At 59.0% G+C, this 20,390-nt stretch carries 18 protein-coding genes and 1 tRNA gene; 13 read left to right on the top strand and 6 right to left on the bottom strand.

Going from position 1 to position 20,390, the window contains the following annotated elements; all coding sequences use genetic code 11:
• The first annotated feature begins 14 nt into the window (after positions 1-14).
• From IP76_RS12890 to IP76_RS12880, 3 genes are all read left to right on the top strand, one after another.
• Positions 15-1,688: a nitrite/sulfite reductase gene (locus tag IP76_RS12890; protein WP_054158623.1), complete on the top strand. Its 1,674-nt coding sequence runs from the start codon at positions 15-17 to the stop codon at positions 1,686-1,688.
• 15 nt (positions 1,689-1,703) lie between these two features.
• Complete coding sequence (locus IP76_RS12885; protein ID WP_054158622.1) at positions 1,704-2,216, top strand: DUF934 domain-containing protein; 513 nt, start codon at positions 1,704-1,706, stop codon at positions 2,214-2,216.
• Positions 2,217-2,386: 170 nt separating this feature from the next.
• On the top strand, positions 2,387-3,199 hold the full coding sequence (locus tag IP76_RS12880; RefSeq protein ID WP_054158621.1) for a ferredoxin--NADP reductase: 813 nt from the start codon (positions 2,387-2,389) through the stop codon (positions 3,197-3,199).
• 70 nt (positions 3,200-3,269) lie between these two features.
• Here the strand turns inward: IP76_RS12880 and IP76_RS12875 are convergent, their stop codons facing one another.
• The 5 genes from IP76_RS12875 to IP76_RS12855 form a co-directional block, all read right to left on the bottom strand.
• Positions 3,270-4,475: an ABC transporter permease gene (locus tag IP76_RS12875; RefSeq protein WP_054158620.1), complete on the bottom strand. Its 1,206-nt coding sequence runs from the start codon at positions 4,473-4,475 to the stop codon at positions 3,270-3,272.
• Positions 4,465-5,181: an ABC transporter ATP-binding protein gene (locus IP76_RS12870; protein WP_054158619.1), complete on the bottom strand. Its 717-nt coding sequence runs from the start codon at positions 5,179-5,181 to the stop codon at positions 4,465-4,467. Before IP76_RS12870 ends, IP76_RS12875 begins: the two co-directional genes overlap by 11 nt.
• Positions 5,182-5,191: 10 nt before the next feature.
• The gene (locus IP76_RS12865; protein WP_054158734.1) at positions 5,192-6,493 is read right to left on the bottom strand and encodes an efflux RND transporter periplasmic adaptor subunit; all 1,302 of its coding nucleotides are present in this window, start codon (positions 6,491-6,493) and stop codon (positions 5,192-5,194) included.
• A gap of 186 nt (positions 6,494-6,679) precedes the next feature.
• Positions 6,680-7,030 carry a VanZ family protein gene (locus IP76_RS12860; RefSeq protein ID WP_054158733.1) on the bottom strand — a complete coding sequence of 117 codons (351 nt, stop codon included), beginning with the start codon at positions 7,028-7,030 and terminating at the stop codon, positions 6,680-6,682.
• A 133-nt stretch (positions 7,031-7,163) separates the two neighbouring features.
• A tRNA-Lys gene (locus tag IP76_RS12855) sits at positions 7,164-7,239 on the bottom strand.
• Positions 7,240-7,425: 186 nt separating this feature from the next.
• On the opposite strand from IP76_RS12855, the gene IP76_RS12850 reads away from it, so the two are divergent.
• Positions 7,426-8,172, top strand: coding sequence for a cytochrome c biogenesis CcdA family protein (locus tag IP76_RS12850; protein ID WP_054158618.1), 747 nt, complete (start codon positions 7,426-7,428; stop codon positions 8,170-8,172).
• Positions 8,173-8,222: 50 nt separating this feature from the next.
• The gene (locus IP76_RS12845; RefSeq protein WP_054158617.1) at positions 8,223-9,185 is read left to right on the top strand and encodes an AEC family transporter; all 963 of its coding nucleotides are present in this window, start codon (positions 8,223-8,225) and stop codon (positions 9,183-9,185) included.
• Here IP76_RS12845 and IP76_RS12840 read toward each other — a convergent pair.
• The gene (locus IP76_RS12840) at positions 9,162-10,367 is read right to left on the bottom strand and encodes a UbiH/UbiF family hydroxylase (RefSeq protein WP_054158616.1); all 1,206 of its coding nucleotides are present in this window, start codon (positions 10,365-10,367) and stop codon (positions 9,162-9,164) included. The two genes, IP76_RS12845 and IP76_RS12840, sit on opposite strands and share 24 nt — an antisense overlap.
• Before the next feature lie 187 nt (positions 10,368-10,554).
• Between IP76_RS12840 and pcsA the strand changes: the two genes are divergently transcribed.
• The 8 genes from pcsA to glmS all read left to right on the top strand — a co-directional run bounded on the left by pcsA (position 10,555) and on the right by glmS (position 20,372).
• Positions 10,555-11,283, top strand: a complete 729-nt coding sequence (gene pcsA / locus IP76_RS12835) for a phosphatidylcholine synthase (RefSeq protein WP_054158615.1) — start codon at positions 10,555-10,557, stop codon at positions 11,281-11,283.
• Between the two features lie 136 nt (positions 11,284-11,419).
• The gene (locus IP76_RS12830) at positions 11,420-12,982 is read left to right on the top strand and encodes an ABC transporter ATP-binding protein (protein ID WP_054158614.1); all 1,563 of its coding nucleotides are present in this window, start codon (positions 11,420-11,422) and stop codon (positions 12,980-12,982) included.
• Positions 12,972-14,066 (top strand): ABC transporter permease, encoded by a 1,095-nt coding sequence (locus tag IP76_RS12825; RefSeq protein ID WP_054158613.1) that lies wholly within the window; start codon positions 12,972-12,974, stop codon positions 14,064-14,066. Before IP76_RS12830 ends, IP76_RS12825 begins: the two co-directional genes overlap by 11 nt.
• Complete coding sequence (locus tag IP76_RS12820) at positions 14,060-14,980, top strand: ABC transporter permease (protein WP_054158612.1); 921 nt, start codon at positions 14,060-14,062, stop codon at positions 14,978-14,980. The genes IP76_RS12825 and IP76_RS12820 overlap by 7 nt, the downstream gene beginning before the upstream one ends.
• Positions 14,981-15,017: 37 nt before the next feature.
• The gene (locus IP76_RS12815; RefSeq protein WP_054158611.1) at positions 15,018-16,091 is read left to right on the top strand and encodes a BMP family ABC transporter substrate-binding protein; all 1,074 of its coding nucleotides are present in this window, start codon (positions 15,018-15,020) and stop codon (positions 16,089-16,091) included.
• A gap of 136 nt (positions 16,092-16,227) precedes the next feature.
• Positions 16,228-16,977, top strand: a complete 750-nt coding sequence (locus tag IP76_RS12810) for a FadR/GntR family transcriptional regulator (protein WP_054158610.1) — start codon at positions 16,228-16,230, stop codon at positions 16,975-16,977.
• 76 nt (positions 16,978-17,053) lie between these two features.
• Positions 17,054-18,415: a bifunctional UDP-N-acetylglucosamine diphosphorylase/glucosamine-1-phosphate N-acetyltransferase GlmU gene (glmU, locus tag IP76_RS12805; RefSeq protein WP_054158609.1), complete on the top strand. Its 1,362-nt coding sequence runs from the start codon at positions 17,054-17,056 to the stop codon at positions 18,413-18,415.
• A gap of 130 nt (positions 18,416-18,545) precedes the next feature.
• Positions 18,546-20,372, top strand: coding sequence for a glutamine--fructose-6-phosphate transaminase (isomerizing) (glmS, locus tag IP76_RS12800; protein WP_054158608.1), 1,827 nt, complete (start codon positions 18,546-18,548; stop codon positions 20,370-20,372).
• The last annotated feature ends 18 nt before the right edge of the window (positions 20,373-20,390 follow it).

Below are 20,390 nucleotides of genomic sequence, written 5' to 3'. Positions count from 1 at the left end.
GCCTGAGGTAACACATGTATCGTTATGACGAATTCGACCACGCTTTTGTGTCGGCGCGCGTAGAGCAGTTCCGCGACCAGGTGGCCCGCCGCCTGTCGGGTGAACTTGCGGAAGACGCGTTCAAGCCATTACGCCTGATGAACGGCGTCTATCTCCAGCTCCACGCCTACATGCTGCGCGTTGCTATTCCTTATGGGACGCTGAATTCCAAGCAGATGCGCACGCTGGCCCATATCGCCCGCAAGTATGACCGCGGCTATGGCCACTTCACCACACGCCAGAACATCCAATACAACTGGCCGAAGCTTTCAGACACGCCCGACATCCTTGCCGATCTCGCCAGCGTCGAGATGCACGCCATCCAGACCTCTGGTAATTGCATCCGCAACGTGACGGCAGACCATTTTGCTGGTGCAGCAGCCGATGAGGCCGCCGATCCTCGCCCCTATGCCGAAATACTCCGTCAGTGGTCCTCGCTGCATCCTGAGTTTTCCTTTTTGCCGCGCAAGTTCAAGATTGCGGTTACCGGCGCCGAAAAGGACCGCGCCGCGATCCAGGTTCACGACATTGGCTTGCACGTGAAGAAGAACGAAGCGGGTGAACTCGGATTTGCCGTCTATGTCGGCGGTGGTCAGGGCCGCACACCGCTGATCGCGAAGAAGATCCGAGACTTCCTGCCGGAGGCCGATCTTTTGACCTACGTCACCGCAATCGTGCGCGTGTACAATCTGCACGGCCGCCGCGACAACAAGTACAAGGCACGCATCAAGATTCTAGTGCATGAAACCGGCGTTGAGGAACTGACGCGTCAAGTCGAGGCTGAGTTCGACCAGATCCGCGACGGCGAACTGAAGCTGCCGGATGCGGATATCCGTGCGATCGAAACCTATTTTGCCCCACCAGCACTGGCCGCCCGCGCCGACGGGTGGGAAGCCCTTGCCCGTGCGCAAAAGGCCGATGCGGCCTTCGCGTCCTGGGTCGCGCAGAACGTCCAGGCACATGTCCATCCCGATTATGGCATGGTGACGATCTCGTTGAAGCCGATCGGCGGCACGCCGGGCGATGCGTCCGATGCGCAGATGGACCTCGTCGCCGACCTTGCCGAACGCTACGCTTTCGACGAGATCCGCGTCAGCCATGAACAGAACCTTATCCTGCCGCATGTTGCCAAGGGAGATCTCTATCCGCTCTATCAGGCGCTCGAAAAAGCTGGTCTTGGCACTGCGAATTCGAACCTGATCACGGATATGATTGCCTGTCCCGGGCTCGACTATTGTGCGCTTGCCAATGCCCGCTCGATCCCGGTTGCCCAGGAGCTGTCGCTGCGTTTCGGCTCGCAGGCTCGCCAGCAGGAAATCGGTGAGCTGAAGATCAAGATCTCCGGCTGCATCAATGCCTGCGGACATCACCATGTCGGGCATATTGGTCTTCTTGGTGTGGAGAAGAAGGGTGCTGAGCTTTACCAGATCACGCTGGGTGGTTCTGGTGACGAGAATTCTTCGATCGGCGAGATCATCGGTCGCGGCTTTGAGCCCGAGAAAGTGACAGATGCTGTCGAAAAGATCGTCGATACCTATATTGGCCTACGCTTGGATCCGAAAGAAACCTTCCTCGAAGCCTATCGCCGCGTCGGGCCGAAGCCGTTCAAGGACGCGCTCTACGGCAATGCCGCTGTGGAAGCAGCCTGAGGGTACGGGAAGACCATGACCAAGATCTGGAATGAAAACGGCTTCGTCGAGAGCGATGCCTGGGTAATCGAAACGGAAGAGCGCAAGGCGGGCGAGGCCGAGAAGGTCGTTTTGCCGTTCGACGCCTTCCTGACGGCAGTGGGGGAAAGCAATGCTGGCGGTCTCGGGGTGCTCGTGGCGCCGGCAGATGACGTGACGAAGCTTGAGCCTCACCTGGACCGTATCGCATTGATTGCCGTCGCTTTTCCGGCCTTCAACGACGGACGCGGCTTTAGCCATGCAACGCTGCTGCGCGAACGGCTTGGCTACAAGGGCGAAGTGCGAGCTGTTGGAGATGTGTTGATTGACCAGGTCCCGCTGATGCTGCGGACAGGCTTTGACAGCTTTGCCGTGAGGAATACGACGGCCTTGGCGCGACTGGCAGCAAACTGTCTGCCGGGTGTCGCGCAGCGGTACCAGCCTACGGCTCGCGCGTCGGATCGAACGGGTGGCTTTAGCTGGCGCCGCGTTGGCGGTACCGGCACCTGAGACATAAGAAAATGCGTATGTGATGGCGGTGTGTTGACCTTGGTCAAGGATGCCGCCGTCTGTTTGATGGCTATATCGGCTGCAAAATCTGCATGCCGGCTGAATTGTGGAATGGGATGGTCTGGTTTATAGGCTCCTCCCAATCGACCGAACGATAGGACCAACAGCCTATGAATGCTCCCGTAAAGACCGACAATGCGGAACTGATCGTACCGGACGGCGTGTTCGCCGAGACGGTTCTGAGCGTGACGCACTATACAGACCACTTGTTCCGTTTCCGGATGACCCGCCCGGCAGGTTTTCGCTTCCGCTCGGGCGAATTCGCCATGATCGGTCTGATGGTTGATGGCAAGCCGATCTACCGCGCCTATTCGATCGCAAGTCCTGCCTGGGATGAAGAGCTTGAGTTCTTCTCGATCAAGGTACCGGATGGTCCGCTGACCCAGCATCTCCAGCGTATCCAGCCGGGTGACAAAGTGCTCATGCGCAAGAAGCCGACGGGGACACTGGTGCTTGATGCGCTTACCCCCGGCAAGCGTCTCTACATGTTCTCGACCGGTACCGGCATCGCGCCTTTTGCGAGCCTGATACGCGATCCGGAAACCTATGAGAAGTTCGAGGAAGTCATCCTCACGCATACCTGCCGCGACGTCGCGGAGTTGAAATACGGTTTCGACCTTGTCGAGGAAATCAAGAACCACGAATTCCTGGCGGAACTGGTCGGCGACAAGCTGAAGCATTATGCGACGGTGACGCGCGAAGATTATCCCTTCAAGGGTCGCATCACCGATCTGATCGAGAACGGCAAGATGTTCACCGATCTCGGCGTCCCGCCGCTCGATCCCGCGATCGATCGCGGCATGATCTGCGGCTCGACCGCGATGCTGAAGGACACCAAGGCGCTGCTCGAAAAAGCCGGACTGACCGAAGGTGCCAACAACAAGCCGGCCGAATTCGTCATCGAACGGGCTTTCGTCGGTTGAACGGTTAAGCCAAGCTTGCCTTGATACGCCCGGCCGATGCCGGGCGTTTTCATTTTGGCGCAGGAACCGGTCACTCGTGCCGCAAGGCATCGATCGGGTTCATCTGTGCTGCTCTCCTTGCCGGAAAATAGCCGAAGACCATGCCGATCGCGGCCGAGAAAACGAAGGCGAGGAGCACGATGGACGGGCTGACGACAAAGGGTACGGACATCAGCATTACAGAACCATAGGCGATGGCCAGGCCAAGCGCGATGCCGACCAGGCCGCCAAAGACCGAGAGCGTCACGGCTTCGACGAGAAACTGCATCAGGACCTGGCTTTCTACCGCCCCGATCGCAAGGCGAATGCCAATCTCGCGGGTGCGTTCTGTGACGGAGACCAACATGATGTTCATGATGCCGATGCCGCCGACGAGCAGGGAGACGGCCGCGACCGCACCCAGCAGGCCTGTCATCAGTGTCGTGGTGCCGGTCAGGGTCGCGGCCATTTGGGTCATGTCATTGACGGAGAAATCATCCTCGCGCCCGGCAACGATCTTGCGTCGCTCGCGCAAAAGCCGCTCCATGTCTGCCTGGACCTTGGAGGTAGATATGCCGTTCTCCGCCGACACCATGATGCTGGACACATCATTCGATCCGCCGATCCGCCGCTGGAATACCTTGAGCGGCATCATCACGACATCATCCTGATCGTTGCCCATGCCGCTTTGACCCTTCTTCGCCAAAACACCGATCACCTCGCAGGGCACGCTGCCAACCCTTACGCTCTGGTTTAGCGCCGGGGTGGAGCCGAACAGGCGGGACCGTACGGTTTCGCCGATGAGGCAGACCGATTGTCCGCCACGCTCTTCGGAGGTCATGAAGCTGCGACCGGATGCCAGTTCCCAGTCCTGGGCGACCAAGTAGTCCCCACCGGATCCAATAATGGTGACGGATCGGCTCTGCCCACCAAAGACCACAGTCTGTGTCGATTGGTTTACCCCGGCTACAGCCCTCAATCCGCCGACCTGCTCGCGTATCGCCTCGATATCGCGCAGTGTGAACTTTTTCGCATCTGTCGATGCGCGCCCGGGTCCGAACTGCCCGGGCCGGACAAAGAGCAGGTTCGTGCCCAGTTTCGAGATCTCGGCGCTGACCTGCGCCGTCGTGCCGTTGCCGATGGTGACCATGGCGATCACCGCCGCAACCCCGATCACGACGCCCAGTACCGTCAGGAAGGAGCGCAGCAGATTGCGTCGGATGGCGCGCAGCGCGAGCTTGATCGTTTCAAAGAACATCAGCGCGCTCCGGGGCAAGCAGGCTGTCGGACTGGATGTGACCATCGACAAAGCGGAGGTTGCGCTTGGCATAGGCCGCGATGTCGTCTTCATGCGTTACCATGATCACCGTGATTCCGTTTTCATGGTTCAGCTGGGTAATGAGATCCATGATTTCGCGGCTGGTTTTCGTGTCCAGATTGCCGGTCGGCTCGTCGGCCAGAAGCACGGCCGGATTGGTGACGATGGCGCGGGCAATTGCAACGCGCTGTTGCTGGCCGCCGGAGAGTTCCTGCGTCGTGTGACCTTCACGACCGGCGAGACCCACCTGGCCCAGCGCGTACATGGCTTTGCGGCGGCGCTCGCGCGGGTCCACACCACGATAGATGAGCGGGAGTTCGACATTTTCGACTGCCGACGTCCGTGCCAGAAGGTTGAACCCCTGGAAGACGAAACCCAGCATGTGTCGGCGCAGCAGCGTGTACTGACTCCGGTCGAAGCCGGTCGTGTCAATGCCTTGGAAGAGGTAGTGGCCGGATGTCGGCACATCGAGGCAGCCGATGATGTTCATCGCGGTGGACTTGCCCGATCCGGACGGGCCCATGATGGCGACGAATTCCTTCTCCTCGATCACGAGGTCGATCGACGCAAGGGCGCGGATGGTCGCTTCACCCTCGCCATAAATGCGGCTGATCTCTTGGAATTCTATGAGGGGGGCAGGGGCCATGATGATCGCCTCAGCTCGCCCGTAAGACGGAGTCGGTGATCACAGCATCACCCTCCTTGATGTCGCCTTTCACGATGACGGTCTTCTGGCCATCGGTGGCGCCAATTTCCACGTTGACCGAGACGGGAACGCCATCACGCAACAACCAAATCGTCCTTTCCGTCCCTGTCGGTTCAGGGGCGCTGATCGCAGACTGGCGGGGTGGGCGGAACATGCTGAAGACGCCACCTCCGGATGTCTCGCTTTCGTTTGCCGTGGTCTGAGGGGGGGAATAACGTAAGGCTGCGTTGGGAATGACCAGCGCGCCGGTGACTGATTTGACGACAATGTCGGCGGTCGCCGTCATGCCCTGGCGCAACAACAGGTCATCGTTGCGCACCGAGAGGATGCCCTTGTAGGTCACCACGTCGTTGACTGTTTCTGCCGCGTACCGAACCGAGGTGATTTCGGCTGGAAAACGCTGGTCTGGGAAGGCGTCAACTGTGAAAGTCGCCTTCTGCGCGACCGCGACCTGGCCGACATCTGCTTCATCGATCGAAACCTGCAATTCCATCTGCCGGAGATCGCCAGCGATGGTGAAAAGCGTTGGTGCTTCCAGTGAGGCGGCCACTGTCGCGCCGCTGTCGACGTCGCGCGAGAGGACGATTCCGTCGATCGGTGACACGATTGTGGCCTTGGACAGGGCGAGTTGCGCCTGTTCGAGGGAAGCCTCGGCTGCCAGAACGTTCGCTTCTGCGCTCTGGCGTGCGGCCTCGGCCGCCTGATAGGTGAAGTCGGCCGAATCGAGATCCTGCTGGCTCGAGACGCGGCTGACGACAAGGGCTTTCAGCCTTTCGAGGCTCGCCTTGGCAGACAATTCGTCAGCATGTGCCTTTGCCACGCTCGCACGTGCGGCCGCGAGTGCTGCTTCCTGAGCTTTCAGTTCGGCGGTCAGTTTGTCGGTGTCGAGCCGGGCGAGAACGTCGCCGGTCTTCACCTGGCTGTTGTGATCGACGAGGACCTCGCGGATAGTGCCGGATTGTTCGCTCGATATGTCCACCTGAACGGTCGGCTCGACGGAACCGGTTGCGGTCACGATGACCGTGACATCGCCGCGTCCAAGGGGTGTGGTCGTGTAACTATAGCTCTGATCTTTGCTCACATAGGCGTAGCCAAAGTAGCCTGCGACGAGGATGACCGCTGCGGAAATGATCCGCAACATCCAGCGGGGGCGTGGTCGGCCGGCCGAAGACAGAAGGCTGCGCAACTCGTCTTTGCCTGAGATTTCGCCCGCGGGCGTCTTGTCGTTTTGCGTCGTCACCTGAATTCCCATCACGTCGTCGATCATCAAACCATCGCGCATTCCGATTAGACCCTGCTTGATCAGGGTCAAAACCAGCTTGCGATCCCCTAAGGTTGGTTATCGTTCTTCTAGTACGTACGCAGGAAATCCCTAGTGAAAGATCGGTAAGGTTTCGCATCGGCAGCATGCGATTATCTGATCGGCCAAGCGGTGCCGTCAATTTGCCCGGATGCGGCGTGCAAGCCAGTGAAGGGCAGCGGCAGCTGCGATGCCAAGCACCGCCCCGGCAGCCTTGATCGCCGCGTCGTCGAGGCGGGGGTGCCGTGACGGAGACAGATATTGTGTCGACTCGATCGTGAAGGCAGCCAGGACCAAGAAGGCTGCCACCATCAACCAACGACGCGGATACGCAAGCCCGAACAGCAAGCCTAGACCGATGAAGGCGAGGATCCGATCCGCATCTGCTGGCATAGCCATGTGCGGTCTGAGGCCGATCGGTACGACGGTTGCCGCCAGGCAGAGCCCGAGCGCCAGCCAGGCAACAGGCTTGAAGATGGATTTGCTCATTTCGGGGTCATACTTCGCGGTTGCAGCATTGGCAATCTCGGCAATGATGTACGCGATCACGAATGAGCGATGGCAGCAACTGCATGCACAACATGAAGTATTGGCGGTAATGCGCTGATAATTTTGATGAAAATGGTGAGAGCGCAGGGATTCGAACCCTGGACCTACTGATTAAAAGTCAGTTGCTCTACCGGCTGAGCTACGCTCTCCCGAGTGGCTTTAAGGCCGCCTCACGAAGTGCGCGGAACATAGGCAGACACCTCTGGCCGGTCAACCGGAAAATTACATTTCTCCCGGCAAATTCCAACGCAATTGTCGCAGACTACACAAAGGTGATTGGCAAGCGTGCTGTCGCGGCATTAGGAAGGGCACCGATCCGTGTAGGGAGCCACAGTTTGTCGATTGCCGATATCTCGTTTTGGAGTGCATTGCTGGCAGGCGCGCTATCGTTCCTGTCGCCCTGCGTCCTTCCTTTGGTGCCACCCTATCTCTGCTACATGGCGGGAATTTCGGTTGATGAATTTCGCAGTGGAGAGCAGGCTCAGAACGCCGCCGCCCGACGTGCGGTACTGCTCACGTCGTTTGTCTTCACTCTTGGTTTCGCAACGGTCTTCGTCACCCTCGGGGCCGGCGCATCAACAATGGGCAGCCTGTTGCGGCAGCATATGGATGTGCTTGCCAAGATCGGCGGCCTGATCATCATCGTCATGGGCCTCAATTTCCTCGGTGTCTTCAGGCTTGGTGTTCTGTCATCCGAATATCGGTTTGCTGGCGGCGGAAAGCCTGCAACGTTGTCGGGTGCCTATGTCATGGGCCTTGCCTTCGCGTTTGGCTGGACGCCCTGCATTGGACCGGTCCTAGGCGCTATTCTGGGGGTCGCCGCCTCGAAGGAAACGGTTGGGGACGGCGCTCTGCTGCTTGCGATCTATTCGCTCGGCCTTGCAGTTCCCTTCTGGATTGCAGCCGGCTTTTCCGGGTCCTTCATGCGGTTCCTTGGACGCTTCCGCCGGCATCTCGGCCATGTCGAAAAGGCAATGGGCGGCCTCCTGGTATTGACTGGTCTCGCCTTCATCTTCGGTTATATCTCAGACATGGCGATCTGGTTTCAGCAGACCTTTCCAATCCTGTCGCAAATCGGCTAAGCGAGGGGCATTCCCGACATGCGCGTCCGGGGTAACTGGCGGGGTTTCGCATGGCAGATATTCTGGCACTGGTTCTGCCATTCTTCGGGCTGATCCTGATCGGCTTTGTCGTTGCCAAACTCAAGCATCAGACGGCCGAAACGCTTGGCTGGCTCAATGTCTTCATCATCTACGTCGCCTTGCCGGCACTCTTCTTCAAGCTCGTCTCTCGCACGCCGATCGAGGACCTTGCGCAGGTTGACTTCATTGCTGCCGATCTTTTCGGAACCTATCTGGTCTTTGCGCTCGCCTTCCTGATCGGCCGCTACATTCGGCGCAACCGCTTCGATGAATGCGTGATTCAGGGATTCGGTGGTGCCTATGGCAATATTGGCTATATGGGGCCGGGGCTTGGGCTTCTTGCCTTCGGGGACCAGGCTGCCGTGCCCGTGGCGCTCATCGTGTGTTTCGAGAATGCGCTGCATTTCATGGTGGCACCTGCGATGATGGCGATCGCCGGTGATGAGAGACGACCTGCTCACCAGCTTGTTCTTGAAGTGGTGAAAAAGGTGGCGACCCACCCCTTTATTGTGGCAACCGCGCTTGGCTTTATCGTTGCGGCGCTCAGGCTCGAAGTTCCGGTGGCCGCACTGCGACTTGTCGACTATCTCGCACAGGCCGCCGCACCATGCGCGCTTTTTGCCATGGGGGTAACGCTGGCTTTGAGGCCGCTTAAACGGATACCGGTTGAGATCGGCTATCTTGTCCCGATCAAGCTCGTCGTCCATCCCATGCTGATATGGATCACTCTCAGCCTAGCAGGGAGCTTTAAGCCTGTGTGGATCCAGGCTGCCGTTCTACTCGCGGCACTTCCGACTGCTACAAACGTCTTTGTTCTTGGTCAGCAATATGGCGTCTGGCAGGAGAGGGCGTCGGCCACAATCCTGATCACAACGGTGATCTCCGTATTTTCCGTATCCGCGCTGCTGTTTGCAATCACCAACGGCTTGTTACCGCCGGATCTTTTCCCGTAGCATCGTTGGCAAATTGCGCAGGCTGCGACCTGGCGCTACACCCTCCTGCATGACGAGATGACGCAAGGGCGAGACGCTCGACAGCGCCTGAAGGCCAGCCGCGCGCAGCATCTGGACAGGCAGAAGACTGGACAGCAATGAGCGGTTGAGCAGGTCGACGCTGACGGTGCGGCTCGTAATGTCGATCCGCCGCTTTTGGTCGAACCGATCACCGGCATCAGCCGGGATTGCGCGCGAGGTGCGATCGAGCACGATTTCTTCCAAGGCCGCAATGTCGCGCAGACTGAGATTGAGCCCTTGCGCTCCAATTGGCGGAAACGCGTGACCCGCTTCACCAACAAAAGCGACCCGCCCTTTGCCGTAGCGATGTGCGGTCATGCCAGACAGTGGCCACGCTTGTGCCCCGTTCTCGACAGTCACCTTACCCAGCATCGATTGCATCCGGTTTTCGACGGCAAGGGAAAGCCCGGCGGCATCAAGCGTCAGCAATCGCTCCGCCTCAGCGGGTGTCACGACCCAGACCAAGCTTGAACGCAGGCCAGGCAGTGGAACCTGGGTAAAGGGGCCCGACTCGGTATGGAATTCCGTTGATATATTCTGGTGCGGGAGCGTGTGGCTGAAATTGAGGACAAGGGCGGTCTGCGGATACGACCATGTCTTGACCCCAACACCTGCTGCCTCTCTTGTCACCGATCGCTTGCCGTCTGCGGCGATGGCAAAGGCTGCAGAGATGGGGCGGCCATCTGCAAGGGAGATTTCGACCTGATCCTGCGTCATCGAAATGGTATCGGCAGCTACCGCGAAGCGCTCGATCAGCGGTTCTGCCGAAACGGCGCTTGCCAAGGCACTGAGCAGTGCAGTGTTTGGAATGTTGTAGCCAAAAGCATCAAGGCCGATCTCGGCGCTTCGAAATGCCACTGTCGGCGCGCGCAGCAACCTGTTCGTGCCATCGAGGATCTGCATGGTCGAAAGCGCGGCGGCATGCGGCTTGATCACCTCCCAAAGACCGAGACGCGCCATCATTGCAAGTGACTGGTCCATCAGGGCGGTCGTTCTGCGGTCCGAAAGATCCGCTTCCGGTCCGATGAGTGCGACTCGTCGTCCACCGCGGGCCATAGCAATGGCGGCGATCTGCCCCGCTGGTCCCGATCCGATAACGGCGATGTCAAAGCTTTCCTGCATCTCGGACTGTCCTCTTGTTCGATCCTGTCTATCTAGCTCTCCCTCTCGGTGAAATCCATGGGCCGAATTGGCGCAGTGGACGTGTCGTCAGTCACGCCTGAACGGTGAATTGCGCGTCATGTTGTTGCAAATGCCGACATTTCATCCGATACCGTTCGCTTTCCCGGCCTGCCGAACTGGAGCAAGGATGAAGATCTTCAACTACAAGCGGGTGCCCTATGCGGAGATCCGCGCGTTCTCGGTACACATTCTTACAGCTTCCGGTTCCTTTCTGGCATTTCTCGGCGTCGTTGCCGCGGCCGAACATCGTTTCGTCGACATGTTCTGGTGGCTCGGGCTGGCTCTCCTGGTCGATGGCATAGACGGCCCGATCGCGCGCAAGGTCCGGGTCAAGGAAGTTCTGCCCAACTGGTCGGGTGATACGCTCGACAATATCATCGACTACGTGACTTACGTGCTTTTGCCAGCCTTTGCGCTCTATCAGAGCGGCATGATCGGTGAGCCATGGTCCTTCGTCGCTGCGGGATTGATTGTCGTTTCGAGCGCGATCTACTACGCTGATATGGGAATGAAGACGGATGAGTATTTCTTCTCCGGTTTCCCCGTTGTCTGGAACATGCTGATCTTCACACTGTTCGTCGTCGATGTCAGCGCTACAGCCGCGTTGATTGCGGTGCTGCTTTCCGTTTTTCTCACATTCCTGCCAATCCATTTCCTGCATCCCGTCCGCGTGAAGCGCCTGCGACCGCTTAATATGGCGGTGTTCTTTGCATGGTGTGGGTTCGGCGGCTATGCGCTGCTCCTGCATTTCGAGACGCCGATGTGGGTTGAGATCGGCATGGTTGTCAGCGGTATCTACCTCTATGTGATCGGCGGCATTCTGCAGATTCTCCCCTGGCTCGGGAAAACCGCCTGACGTTTGTCTCCGAGCTTCGGGGAAAACCAAAAAATCCTTCTGCCCATATGTTGTGCGCCGCCGCAAACTGGTTATGAATTGAGCGAGGACTGGACGAAAGATCCGGCCGAGACCAGTGTGTGTGTGAGGGGGATACGTGTCGCAATCGCAATCCGGGGGTGAGAAGCCGCTCTTGGCCGTCCGTGGCCTGACGAAGCTGTTCGGCAGTTTCAAGGCGTGCGATGGAATTGATCTCGACATTGGTCATGGTGAAATTCACGCTCTACTTGGTGAGAATGGCGCTGGAAAGTCGACGCTGGTAAAGATGCTGTTCGGCATTCTTGCGCCTTCCGACGGGAGCGTTTCGTGGGAGGGGCACGAGACCCTGATCGCCAATCCTGCTGCGGCAAGGCGGCTTGGCATTGGTATGGTCTTCCAGCACTTTTCCCTCTTCGAGGCGCTAACAGTCGCCGAGAATATTGCGCTTTCGCTTGACGAAAAAATTTCAATGGCGGACCTTGCTCGCAAGGCGGCAGATCTATCAAACGCCTATGGGCTTCCGCTCGACCCTTACGCTCATGTTGCGGACTTGTCCGTCGGCGAGCGCCAGCGGATCGAGATCGTTCGGGCGCTCCTGCAGAATCCAAAGCTGATCATTCTCGACGAACCAACGTCTGTGCTGACGCCGCAAGAGGCTGACAAGCTGTTCGAGACGTTGTTGAAGCTGAAGTCTGAGGGCCGGTCAGTCCTCTATATTAGCCATCGTCTGGAGGAAGTTCAGCGGATCTGTGATCGCGCGACTGTGCTGCGCCACGGCAAGGTGACGGGTAGTTGCAACCCGCGCACGGAGACGCCTGCGTCGCTTGCTCGCATGATGGTGGGTGCCGATGTGGCTGGCGTCGAGCGACCTGCATCTGTCGAAGCGGGTCCAATCCAGCTGGAAGTGAAGGCACTTTCCGTCAATCCGCGCTCCCCTTTTGCCATGCCGCTGAAGTCGATCAATTTGCGCGTGCGCACCGGCGAAATCCTGGCGATTGCCGGGGTCGCGGGCAATGGACAGAGCGAACTCTTCGATGCGCTGTCTGGTGAGTATCCGGTGCCGGAAAACGATGCCATTCAGTTGCGGGGGCGGTCGGTTGGAGAGCTTGGCATAAATGAACGGCGCCTGATGGGGGCTGGTTTCGTTCCAGAAGAACGCCATGGTCACGCGGCTGTGCCCGCGCTCAGCCTATCGGAAAACCTCGTCTTGTCGCGCAACGCCTCGGACCGTCTTGCCTATCTGGCCGGTGGCGGGCTTGGTCTTATTCGCCATGGGCTTGTGCAGCAGGCAACGAGACGGATCTGCGAGATGATGGATGTGCGCAAGAGTGGCGACGATCCGGCCGCGGGTTCGCTATCCGGCGGCAATCTGCAGAAGTTCATCGTCGGGCGCGAACTCGACCGTCAGCCTTCTGTGCTGATCGTCAACCAGCCGACCTGGGGTGTGGATGCGGGGGCGGCTAGCCGTATCCGCCAGGCGCTCGTCGATCTGGCAAGGAGCGGCTCGGCCGTGGTGGTGATCAGTCAGGATCTCGATGAGATCTTCGAAGTCGCATCCACCATTGCCGCCATTTCTGAAGGGCGCCTGTCTGCTGCCTATCCAGCCAGCGACATGACGCGCGAACGAATTGGTGTCCTGATGGGCGGACTTCACGGACTGGAGAGCGGTCATGCGCATTGAACTGGAACGTCGGTCGCGCCAGTCGCCTGTCTTTGCAATCGTGTCGCCGCTGCTGGCGCTCGGGCTTACCCTCGTGTTCGGCGGGATCATGTTCATGCTGCTCGGCAAGGATCCCTTGTCAGCGCTCTACAGCTTCTTCATTGAACCCCTGCTTGAGGTCTGGTCGCTGCATGAACTGGCGATCAAGGCTGCACCGCTGATCTTGATCGCGGTCGGCCTTTCCGTCTGCTACCGGTCAAACAACTGGAATATCGGCGCCGAGGGGCAGTTCACAGTTGGCGCGATTATCGGGTCCATCCTGCCGATTACCTTCTACGAGTGGCATTCCCCCCTGCTTCTTCCACTGATGATGATCATGGGAGCAATCGGCGGCGCGGTCTATGGGGCCATTCCAGCATTTCTCAAGACTCGTTTCAACACGAACGAGATCCTGACCAGCCTGATGCTGGTCTATATCGCCCAGCTGTTCCTGGATTGGTTGACACGCGGCGTCTGGAAGGATCCGGCCGGTTACAACTTTCCCCAGTCGAGGTCTTTCGTAACAGAAGCCGTTCTCCCCGAGATCCTGTCTTCCGGACGTGCCCATATGGGGCTTATCTTCGCTCTGGTTGCGGCCTTCGCTGTCTGGTTCATGATGCGTTTCACACTGAAGGGCTTCCAGGTTGTCGTGCTCGGGCAGTCCGAGCGGGCAGGGCGCTTTGCCGGCTTTTCGGCTCGCAAGATGGTCTGGTTCTCACTTATGTTTTCGGGTGCCTTGGCTGGGCTTGCCGGCATATCGGAAGTCTCGGGATCAATCGGCCATCTGCAGCCGTCTATATCGCCTGGTTACGGGTTCACGGCGATCATCGTTGCCTTCCTCGGTCGGCTTAATCCGCTTGGCATTATCGCGGCTGGTTTCGTGCTGGCGCTCACCTATCTCGGCGGGGAGGCGGCGCAGCTGTCGATTGGGGTGTCCGACAAGGTCACTCGCGTGTTCCAGGGCTTGCTGCTGTTCTTTGTTCTTTCCTGCGATACTCTCATCCTCTACCGGGTCCGCCTCGTCTTCGATCGGGCTCGCAGCGCATCCGGCAAGGCCGTATCATGATCATTGAAGCCATTCCTCTGACCATCATCACGGCGTCCACTCCACTGGTGATTGCGGCCATGGGTGAACTGGTGACGGAACGCTCGGGCGTGTTGAATCTCGGCGTCGAGGGCATGATGATCATTGGCGCCGTCTGTGCGTTCATCGCAACGCAGGCGACCGGATCTCCCTATATGGGGCTTCTGGCCGGCATCGTGACTGGTGCAGCTTTCTCATTGCTTTTCGGATTCCTGACATTGACGCTCGTTGCCAACCAGGTAGCGACCGGCCTTGCGCTGACCATCCTTGGACTTGGGCTGTCAGGCATGATCGGCGAGGGCGTCGTTGGTGTGCCGGGGATCAAGATGCAGCCGATCGCGGTGCCGCTTTTGGCTGACATTCCCTTTGTCGGCCCAATCCTCTTCCGTCAGGATCTGTTTTTCTATCTGTCGATCGTGTTGGTCGTCGGCGTGAATTGGTTTCTGTTCAAAAGCCGGACAGGCCTGAAGCTGCGTGCGATCGGAGACAGCCATGGCTCGGCGCATACGCTCGGGCTGCCGGTGATCCGCACGCGTTATCTCGCGGTTCTGTTCGGCGGGGCCTGCGCCGGCCTCGCAGGTGCCCAGTTGTCGCTGGTCTATACGCCCCAATGGGTAGAGAACATGGCGGCGGGTCGGGGCTGGATCGCGCTCGCCCTCGTCGTGTTTGCCGCATGGCGTCCTTGGCGGGTTCTGGCCGGCGGCTATCTGTTCGGGGCTGTGACGATCGGCCAGTTGCATGCCCAGGCGCTCGGGCTGGGGTTGCCTTCACAATTTCTGTCCGCTCTGCCCTATGCGGCGACCATTGTCGTCCTGGTGATCATCTCGCATAATCGCCGCACGACACTGATCAATACGCCGGCCTCGCTCGGCAAGCCGTTCGTGCCGGATCGCTAACAACAAGAATTCCAACCTAACCAGACAGGGGTAAACCATGAAGACTTTCCTTCTCGCGCTCGCCGCATCGGCGGCTGCGATCGTTGCCGTCGCGGCACCGGCCGCCGCCCAGGACAAGACCAAGATCTGCTTCGTGTATGTCGGCTCGAAGACTGATGGCGGCTGGACCCAGGCGCATGACATCGGCCGCCAGGCGCTTCAGGCACATTTCGGCGACAAGATCGAAACGCCATTCCTGGAAAACGTGCCGGAAGGTCCAGACGCCGAGCGTGCGATCGAGCGCATGGCGCGGTCGGGTTGCGCCATGGTCTACACGACATCGTTCGGCTTCATGGACGCAACTTTGAAGGTTGCCGAGAAGTTTCCGGATGTGAAATTTGAGCATGCGACCGGCTACAAGTCGTCTGCCAATGTCGCGACCTACAATTCGCGATTCTACGAAGGCCGTTACATCAACGGCCAGATCGCCGGTAAAATGTCTCAGAAGGGTGTTGCAGGCTACATTGCCTCCTTCCCGATTCCGGAAGTCGTCGGCGGCATCAACGCGTTCCTGCATGGCGCGCGCAGCGTCAATCCGGACTTCAAGCTGAAGGTCATCTGGGTCAACACGTGGTTCGATCCCGGTAAGGAAGCAGACGCCGCCAAGGCACTGATCGACCAGGGCGTTGACGTTCTGACCCAGCACACCGACACGACGGCGCCGATGCAGGTTGCTGAAGAGCGCGGAATCAAGGCTTTCGGTCAGGCTTCCGACATGATCTCCGCAGGTCCAAAGGCGCAGTTGAGCGCCATCGTCGATACTTGGGCTGCCTATTACATCAAGCGCACCCAGGCTGTCCTTGATGGCACATGGACGTCGCAGCAGACCTTTGATGGTCTCAAGGATGGCATTTTGACCATGGCTCCCTACACGAACATGCCCGACGACGTGAAGGCTATGGCGATGGAAACGGAAGCCAAGATCAAGTCTGGCGAGCTGAAGCCGTTCACCGGCCCTGTCAACAAGCAGGACGGCAGCGTTTGGTTGAAGGCTGGTGAGTCGGCCGACGACGGCACGATCCTTGGCATGAACTTCTACATCGAAGGCGTCGACGACAAGCTGCCACAGTAAGTTTTGGTCGTATCATTGCATCTGGAGGGCGCCACTGGCGCCCTCTTTTCTTTGTCTAATTGTGAATGTGCTCAACTACGGGCTTCACCGTCCCTGGCACCTCATGTAACTAGCCTCTTCTACAGGAGGCTTTGGCATGCGCAGGCAGGATGTGAGCGGGTTGAAGCTGGGCACGAAGCTCAAGGGCAGTCACGCCAAGGTCGTCGAGGAAATTGGTCTTGCCATCGTGAGCGGCGAGTTTCCCGTCGGTGAGACGCTGCCGCGAGATCCGCTATTGGAGAGACGCTTTGACGTGTCTCGCTCTGTGCTGCGCGAGGCGATGAAGACACTGTCTGCAAAAGGCTTGATCATCGCAAAGTCGCGGGTTGGGACCCGTGTGACCGACAAGTGCCATTGGGATCTGCTCGACGAGGATGTATTGCGGTGGCATTTTGAAGCGGGTGTCACCGCGGAATTCATCAACCATCTCTATGATGTGAGACTTCTGCTTGAGCCGGCTGCGGCCGCTGCAGCTGTCAAACACGCGACGGCGGAAGACTGTGCGGCACTGCGTCAATACGCTCTTCTTCTCGATGCTCCAGTTTCGTTCGATGAACAGGTCGAGGCGGATCTGCGCTTCCACATTCACCTGACCCTGCTGGGTGGCAATATCTTCCTCGACAGCATGATTGGCTTCATCAAGGCAGCCCTTGAAGGAGCCTTGATGATTTCACTTGCGCCAGTCCTGTCTGATCGTCGCCACAATATCGTCGCCGCCCATCTGGCGATTGTCGAGGCGCTGGAGGCGGGGGATGCCGAGGCAGCAAGGGCTGCCACCCATGCCGTCGTCGAAGGCGGCCGGTCGACAGCGCTTGCAGGCATCCTGCGTCAGCCCGCTGCGAAGTGATTCTGGTGATACCGCTTGCGGCCGGCATCCCTGAAGGGTACTGAACGCGCACTTTTATCCCTGCCTGGAGCCTCGCATGACACGCAAATGTCTCGCCGTCGTCCTCGCCGCTGGCGACAGCACCCGAATGAAATCCTCGATGTCAAAGGTCCTGCACCCGGTCGGTGGATGGCCGATGATTGCACATGTGGTTGCATCCATCGCCGGGTCAGGAATATCGGATGTGGCGCTTGTGCTAGGGCGCGACGCCGAGCGTGTTGCAGCTGCCGCGAAGATCGGTGCCGTCGAGGTCGAGAGTTTCTTGCAGACCGAACGGCTGGGGACAGGACATGCCGTGCTGATGGCCCGGGATGCCATCGCGCGCGGATATGACGAAATTCTGATTGCCTATGGCGACGTGCCGCTGATTACGGCGGGTCCGCTTAAAGCTGCGAGGGACGCGCTTTCGAGCGGCGCGGATGTGGCCGTGATCGGTTTCCATACGGAGCGACCGACAGGATATGGCCGTCTTCTGGTGGAGAACGGCGAACTGGTCGCTATCCGCGAGGAAAAGGACGCGACCGAGGCCGAGCGAGCGGTTACCTGGTGCAACAGCGGTTTGATGGCCATCGATGGCCGCAAGGCGCTCGATCTTCTGAAGCGGATCGGCAACAGCAATGCCAAGGGTGAGTATTACCTGACCGACGTTGTTGAGATCGCGCGTTCGCTGGGCGGCAAGGCTGTGGCAGTAGATGCGCCCGAGAGCGAGTTGACGGGGTGCAATAATCGCGCCGAGCTCGCAATAGTCGAACGCCTGTGGCAGGAGCGCCGCCGGCACGAATTGATGGTGTCCGGCGTTTCGATGATCGCGCCGGAGACCGTTTTCCTCAGCCATGACACAGTGATCGGCCAGGATGCGCTGATCGAGCCGAACGTGGTCTTCGGGCCCGGCGTCAGCATTGAAGGGGGGGCGGTGATCCATGCGTTCTCCCACCTTGAAGGCTGCCATGTCTCCACCGGTGCCACCGTTGGACCCTTTGCCCGGCTGCGGCCCGGTGCCAATCTCGGTGAAGGGTCGAAGGTCGGCAATTTCTGCGAGGTTAAGAAGGCCGAGATTGGCAGGGGCGCCAAGGTCAATCACCTGACCTATATCGGCGATGCCTTCGTCGGTGCGGACACCAATATCGGCGCGGGCACGATCACCTGCAATTATGACGGGGTGAACAAGCACGAGACGCGGATTGGAGCGGGTGCCTTCATCGGCTCAAATTCATCGCTCGTTGCGCCGGTTTCTATCGGTGACGGCGCGCTTGTCGCGTCCGGCAGCGTAATCACGCAAGATGTCCCGGCCGACGCTTTGGCCTTCGGGCGCGCCCGCCAGGATATGAAGCCGGGCCGTGCTGCCGTTATCCGCGAACGCAATCTGGCGATCAAGGCGGCGAAGAAAGCCAAGACCTGATCCCTTTATCACAGAGCGTAATGCTGCGTTGCATTACGAGACGAAACGCAATTTGACAGGTCGCGCGATTGCCAATCCTGCCGGAGACGGTAGGACAGTGCGCGAAGTCTTACGGAATACGGAGAAGCTCATGTGCGGTATTGTCGGCATCGTCGGTAACAAGCCGGTCGCGGAACGTCTGGTCGATGCGCTGAAACGCCTCGAATATCGTGGCTATGATTCTGCCGGTGTTGCGACGATCCATGACAACAGGCTCGACCGGCGCCGCGCCGAGGGCAAACTGTTCAACCTTGAGACCAAGCTTGCCAGTGATCCGCTGCCGGGCCTCATCGGCATCGCACATACCCGCTGGGCGACGCATGGCGTGCCGAACGAGACCAATGCCCATCCGCATTTCGTCGATGGCGTTGCAGTCGTCCATAACGGGATCATCGAGAACTTCTCCGAGATCAAGGACACCCTTGCAGCGGAGGGCGCGACCTTCGTCACCCAGACCGACACGGAAGTTGTGGCTCAGCTTCTCGCCAAATATCGCCGTGAGGGACTTGGCCGTCGGGAGGCAATGCATGAGATGTTGCGCCACGTGACCGGCGCCTATGCGCTTGCCGTCATCTTCGAAGATGATCCGTCGACGATCATGGCCGCCCGCTCTGGTCCACCGCTCGCCATCGGTTTTGGCGATGGCGAGATGTTCCTCGGTTCGGATGCCATCGCGCTGTCGCCCTTCACCAATCGTATTGCCTATCTGCATGACGGCGACTGGGCCGTCATCGGCAGAGCGGGTGCCCAAATCTTCGATCTCGACGGCAATCGCGTCGAACGTCCCGTGCAGATTTCGTCTGCTTCCGCCTACATGATCGACAAGGGCAATCATCGTCACTTCATGGAGAAGGAGATTTATGAGCAGCCGGAGGTTATCTCCCATGCTCTGTCGCATTATGTCGACTTCGCCGAGCAGAAGGTGCGGCCCGTCAATACCGGGATCGATTTCACCACTCTGCGCGGTCTTGCCATTTCCGCCTGTGGTACGGCCTATCTCGCCGGACTGGTCGGCAAGTATTGGTTCGAGCGTTATGCCCGTCTGCCGGTTGAAATCGATGTCGCCTCCGAATTCCGCTACCGCGAAATGCCGCTTTCTCCGGATCAGGCAGCCCTGTTCATTTCTCAGTCGGGCGAAACGGCGGATACGCTTGCCTCACTGCGCTATTGCCGTGAAAATGGCCTGAAGATCGGCGCCGTGGTCAATGTGAAGGAATCGACGATTGCCCGCGAAGCGGATGCTGTTTTCCCTATCCTGGCTGGGCCTGAAATCGGTGTTGCATCGACTAAGGCCTTCACCTGCCAGCTCGCGGTTCTGGCGTCGCTCGCCGTGGCCGCCGGTCGTGCCCGTGGTACTTTGACGGAACTCGAGGAAAGGCAGCTCGTTCACAGCCTGATTGAAATGCCGCGGATCATGAGCCAAGTGCTCAACGCTATCCAGCCACAGATCGAGGCACTGTCACGCGATCTTTCAAAATTCAAGGACGTGCTCTATCTCGGTCGCGGTACCAGCTATCCATTGGCGCTTGAGGGCGCCCTGAAGCTGAAGGAAATCTCCTATATCCATGCCGAGGGGTATGCTGCTGGTGAGCTGAAGCACGGCCCCATCGCCCTGATCGACGAAAACATGCCGGTCATCGTCATTGCGCCCTTCGACCGTTTCTTCGAAAAGACCGTGTCGAACATGCAGGAGGTGGCAGCCCGCGGTGGGCGGATCATCTTCATCACGGATGAGAAGGGGGCTGCTGCCTCAAAGCTCGCGACGATGGCGACGATCGTCCTGCCGACCGTTGCCGAGATCATCTCGCCCATGGTCTATTCGATCCCGATCCAGCTGCTCGCCTATCACACGGCTGTTTTCATGGGCACGGATGTCGACCAGCCGCGCAATCTGGCAAAGTCGGTCACGGTCGAGTGATCTCTGTCCGTGGTCGCG

The sequence above is a fragment of the Rhizobium sp. AAP43 genome, assembly GCF_001296045.1.
GTDB lineage: Bacteria > Pseudomonadota > Alphaproteobacteria > Rhizobiales > Rhizobiaceae > Allorhizobium.
Note: the sequence above shows the minus strand (reverse complement) of the source record. Positions and strands in the feature narration are given on the sequence as shown.

What these genes read in the sequence shown, in the direction of transcription:
- IP76_RS12815 (WP_054158611.1), top strand. Translation starts at nt 15,018, where the DNA reads ATGAAGACTTTCCTTCTCGCGCTCGCCGCATCGGCGGCTGCGATCGTT.
- pcsA (WP_054158615.1), top strand. Translation starts at nt 10,555, where the DNA reads ATGAAGATCTTCAACTACAAGCGGGTGCCCTATGCGGAGATCCGCGCG.
- IP76_RS12860 (WP_054158733.1), bottom strand. Translation starts at nt 7,030, where the DNA reads ATGAGCAAATCCATCTTCAAGCCTGTTGCCTGGCTGGCGCTCGGGCTC.
- IP76_RS12885 (WP_054158622.1), top strand. Translation starts at nt 1,704, where the DNA reads ATGACCAAGATCTGGAATGAAAACGGCTTCGTCGAGAGCGATGCCTGG.
- IP76_RS12890 (WP_054158623.1), top strand. Translation starts at nt 15, where the DNA reads ATGTATCGTTATGACGAATTCGACCACGCTTTTGTGTCGGCGCGCGTA.
- IP76_RS12845 (WP_054158617.1), top strand. Translation starts at nt 8,223, where the DNA reads ATGGCAGATATTCTGGCACTGGTTCTGCCATTCTTCGGGCTGATCCTG.
- IP76_RS12810 (WP_054158610.1), top strand. Translation starts at nt 16,228, where the DNA reads ATGCGCAGGCAGGATGTGAGCGGGTTGAAGCTGGGCACGAAGCTCAAG.
- IP76_RS12875 (WP_054158620.1), bottom strand. Translation starts at nt 4,475, where the DNA reads ATGTTCTTTGAAACGATCAAGCTCGCGCTGCGCGCCATCCGACGCAAT.
- IP76_RS12865 (WP_054158734.1), bottom strand. Translation starts at nt 6,493, where the DNA reads ATGGGAATTCAGGTGACGACGCAAAACGACAAGACGCCCGCGGGCGAA.
- IP76_RS12825 (WP_054158613.1), top strand. Translation starts at nt 12,972, where the DNA reads ATGCGCATTGAACTGGAACGTCGGTCGCGCCAGTCGCCTGTCTTTGCA.
- IP76_RS12840 (WP_054158616.1), bottom strand. Translation starts at nt 10,367, where the DNA reads ATGCAGGAAAGCTTTGACATCGCCGTTATCGGATCGGGACCAGCGGGG.
- glmS (WP_054158608.1), top strand. Translation starts at nt 18,546, where the DNA reads ATGTGCGGTATTGTCGGCATCGTCGGTAACAAGCCGGTCGCGGAACGT.
- IP76_RS12870 (WP_054158619.1), bottom strand. Translation starts at nt 5,181, where the DNA reads ATGGCCCCTGCCCCCCTCATAGAATTCCAAGAGATCAGCCGCATTTAT.
- glmU (WP_054158609.1), top strand. Translation starts at nt 17,054, where the DNA reads ATGACACGCAAATGTCTCGCCGTCGTCCTCGCCGCTGGCGACAGCACC.
- IP76_RS12880 (WP_054158621.1), top strand. Translation starts at nt 2,387, where the DNA reads ATGAATGCTCCCGTAAAGACCGACAATGCGGAACTGATCGTACCGGAC.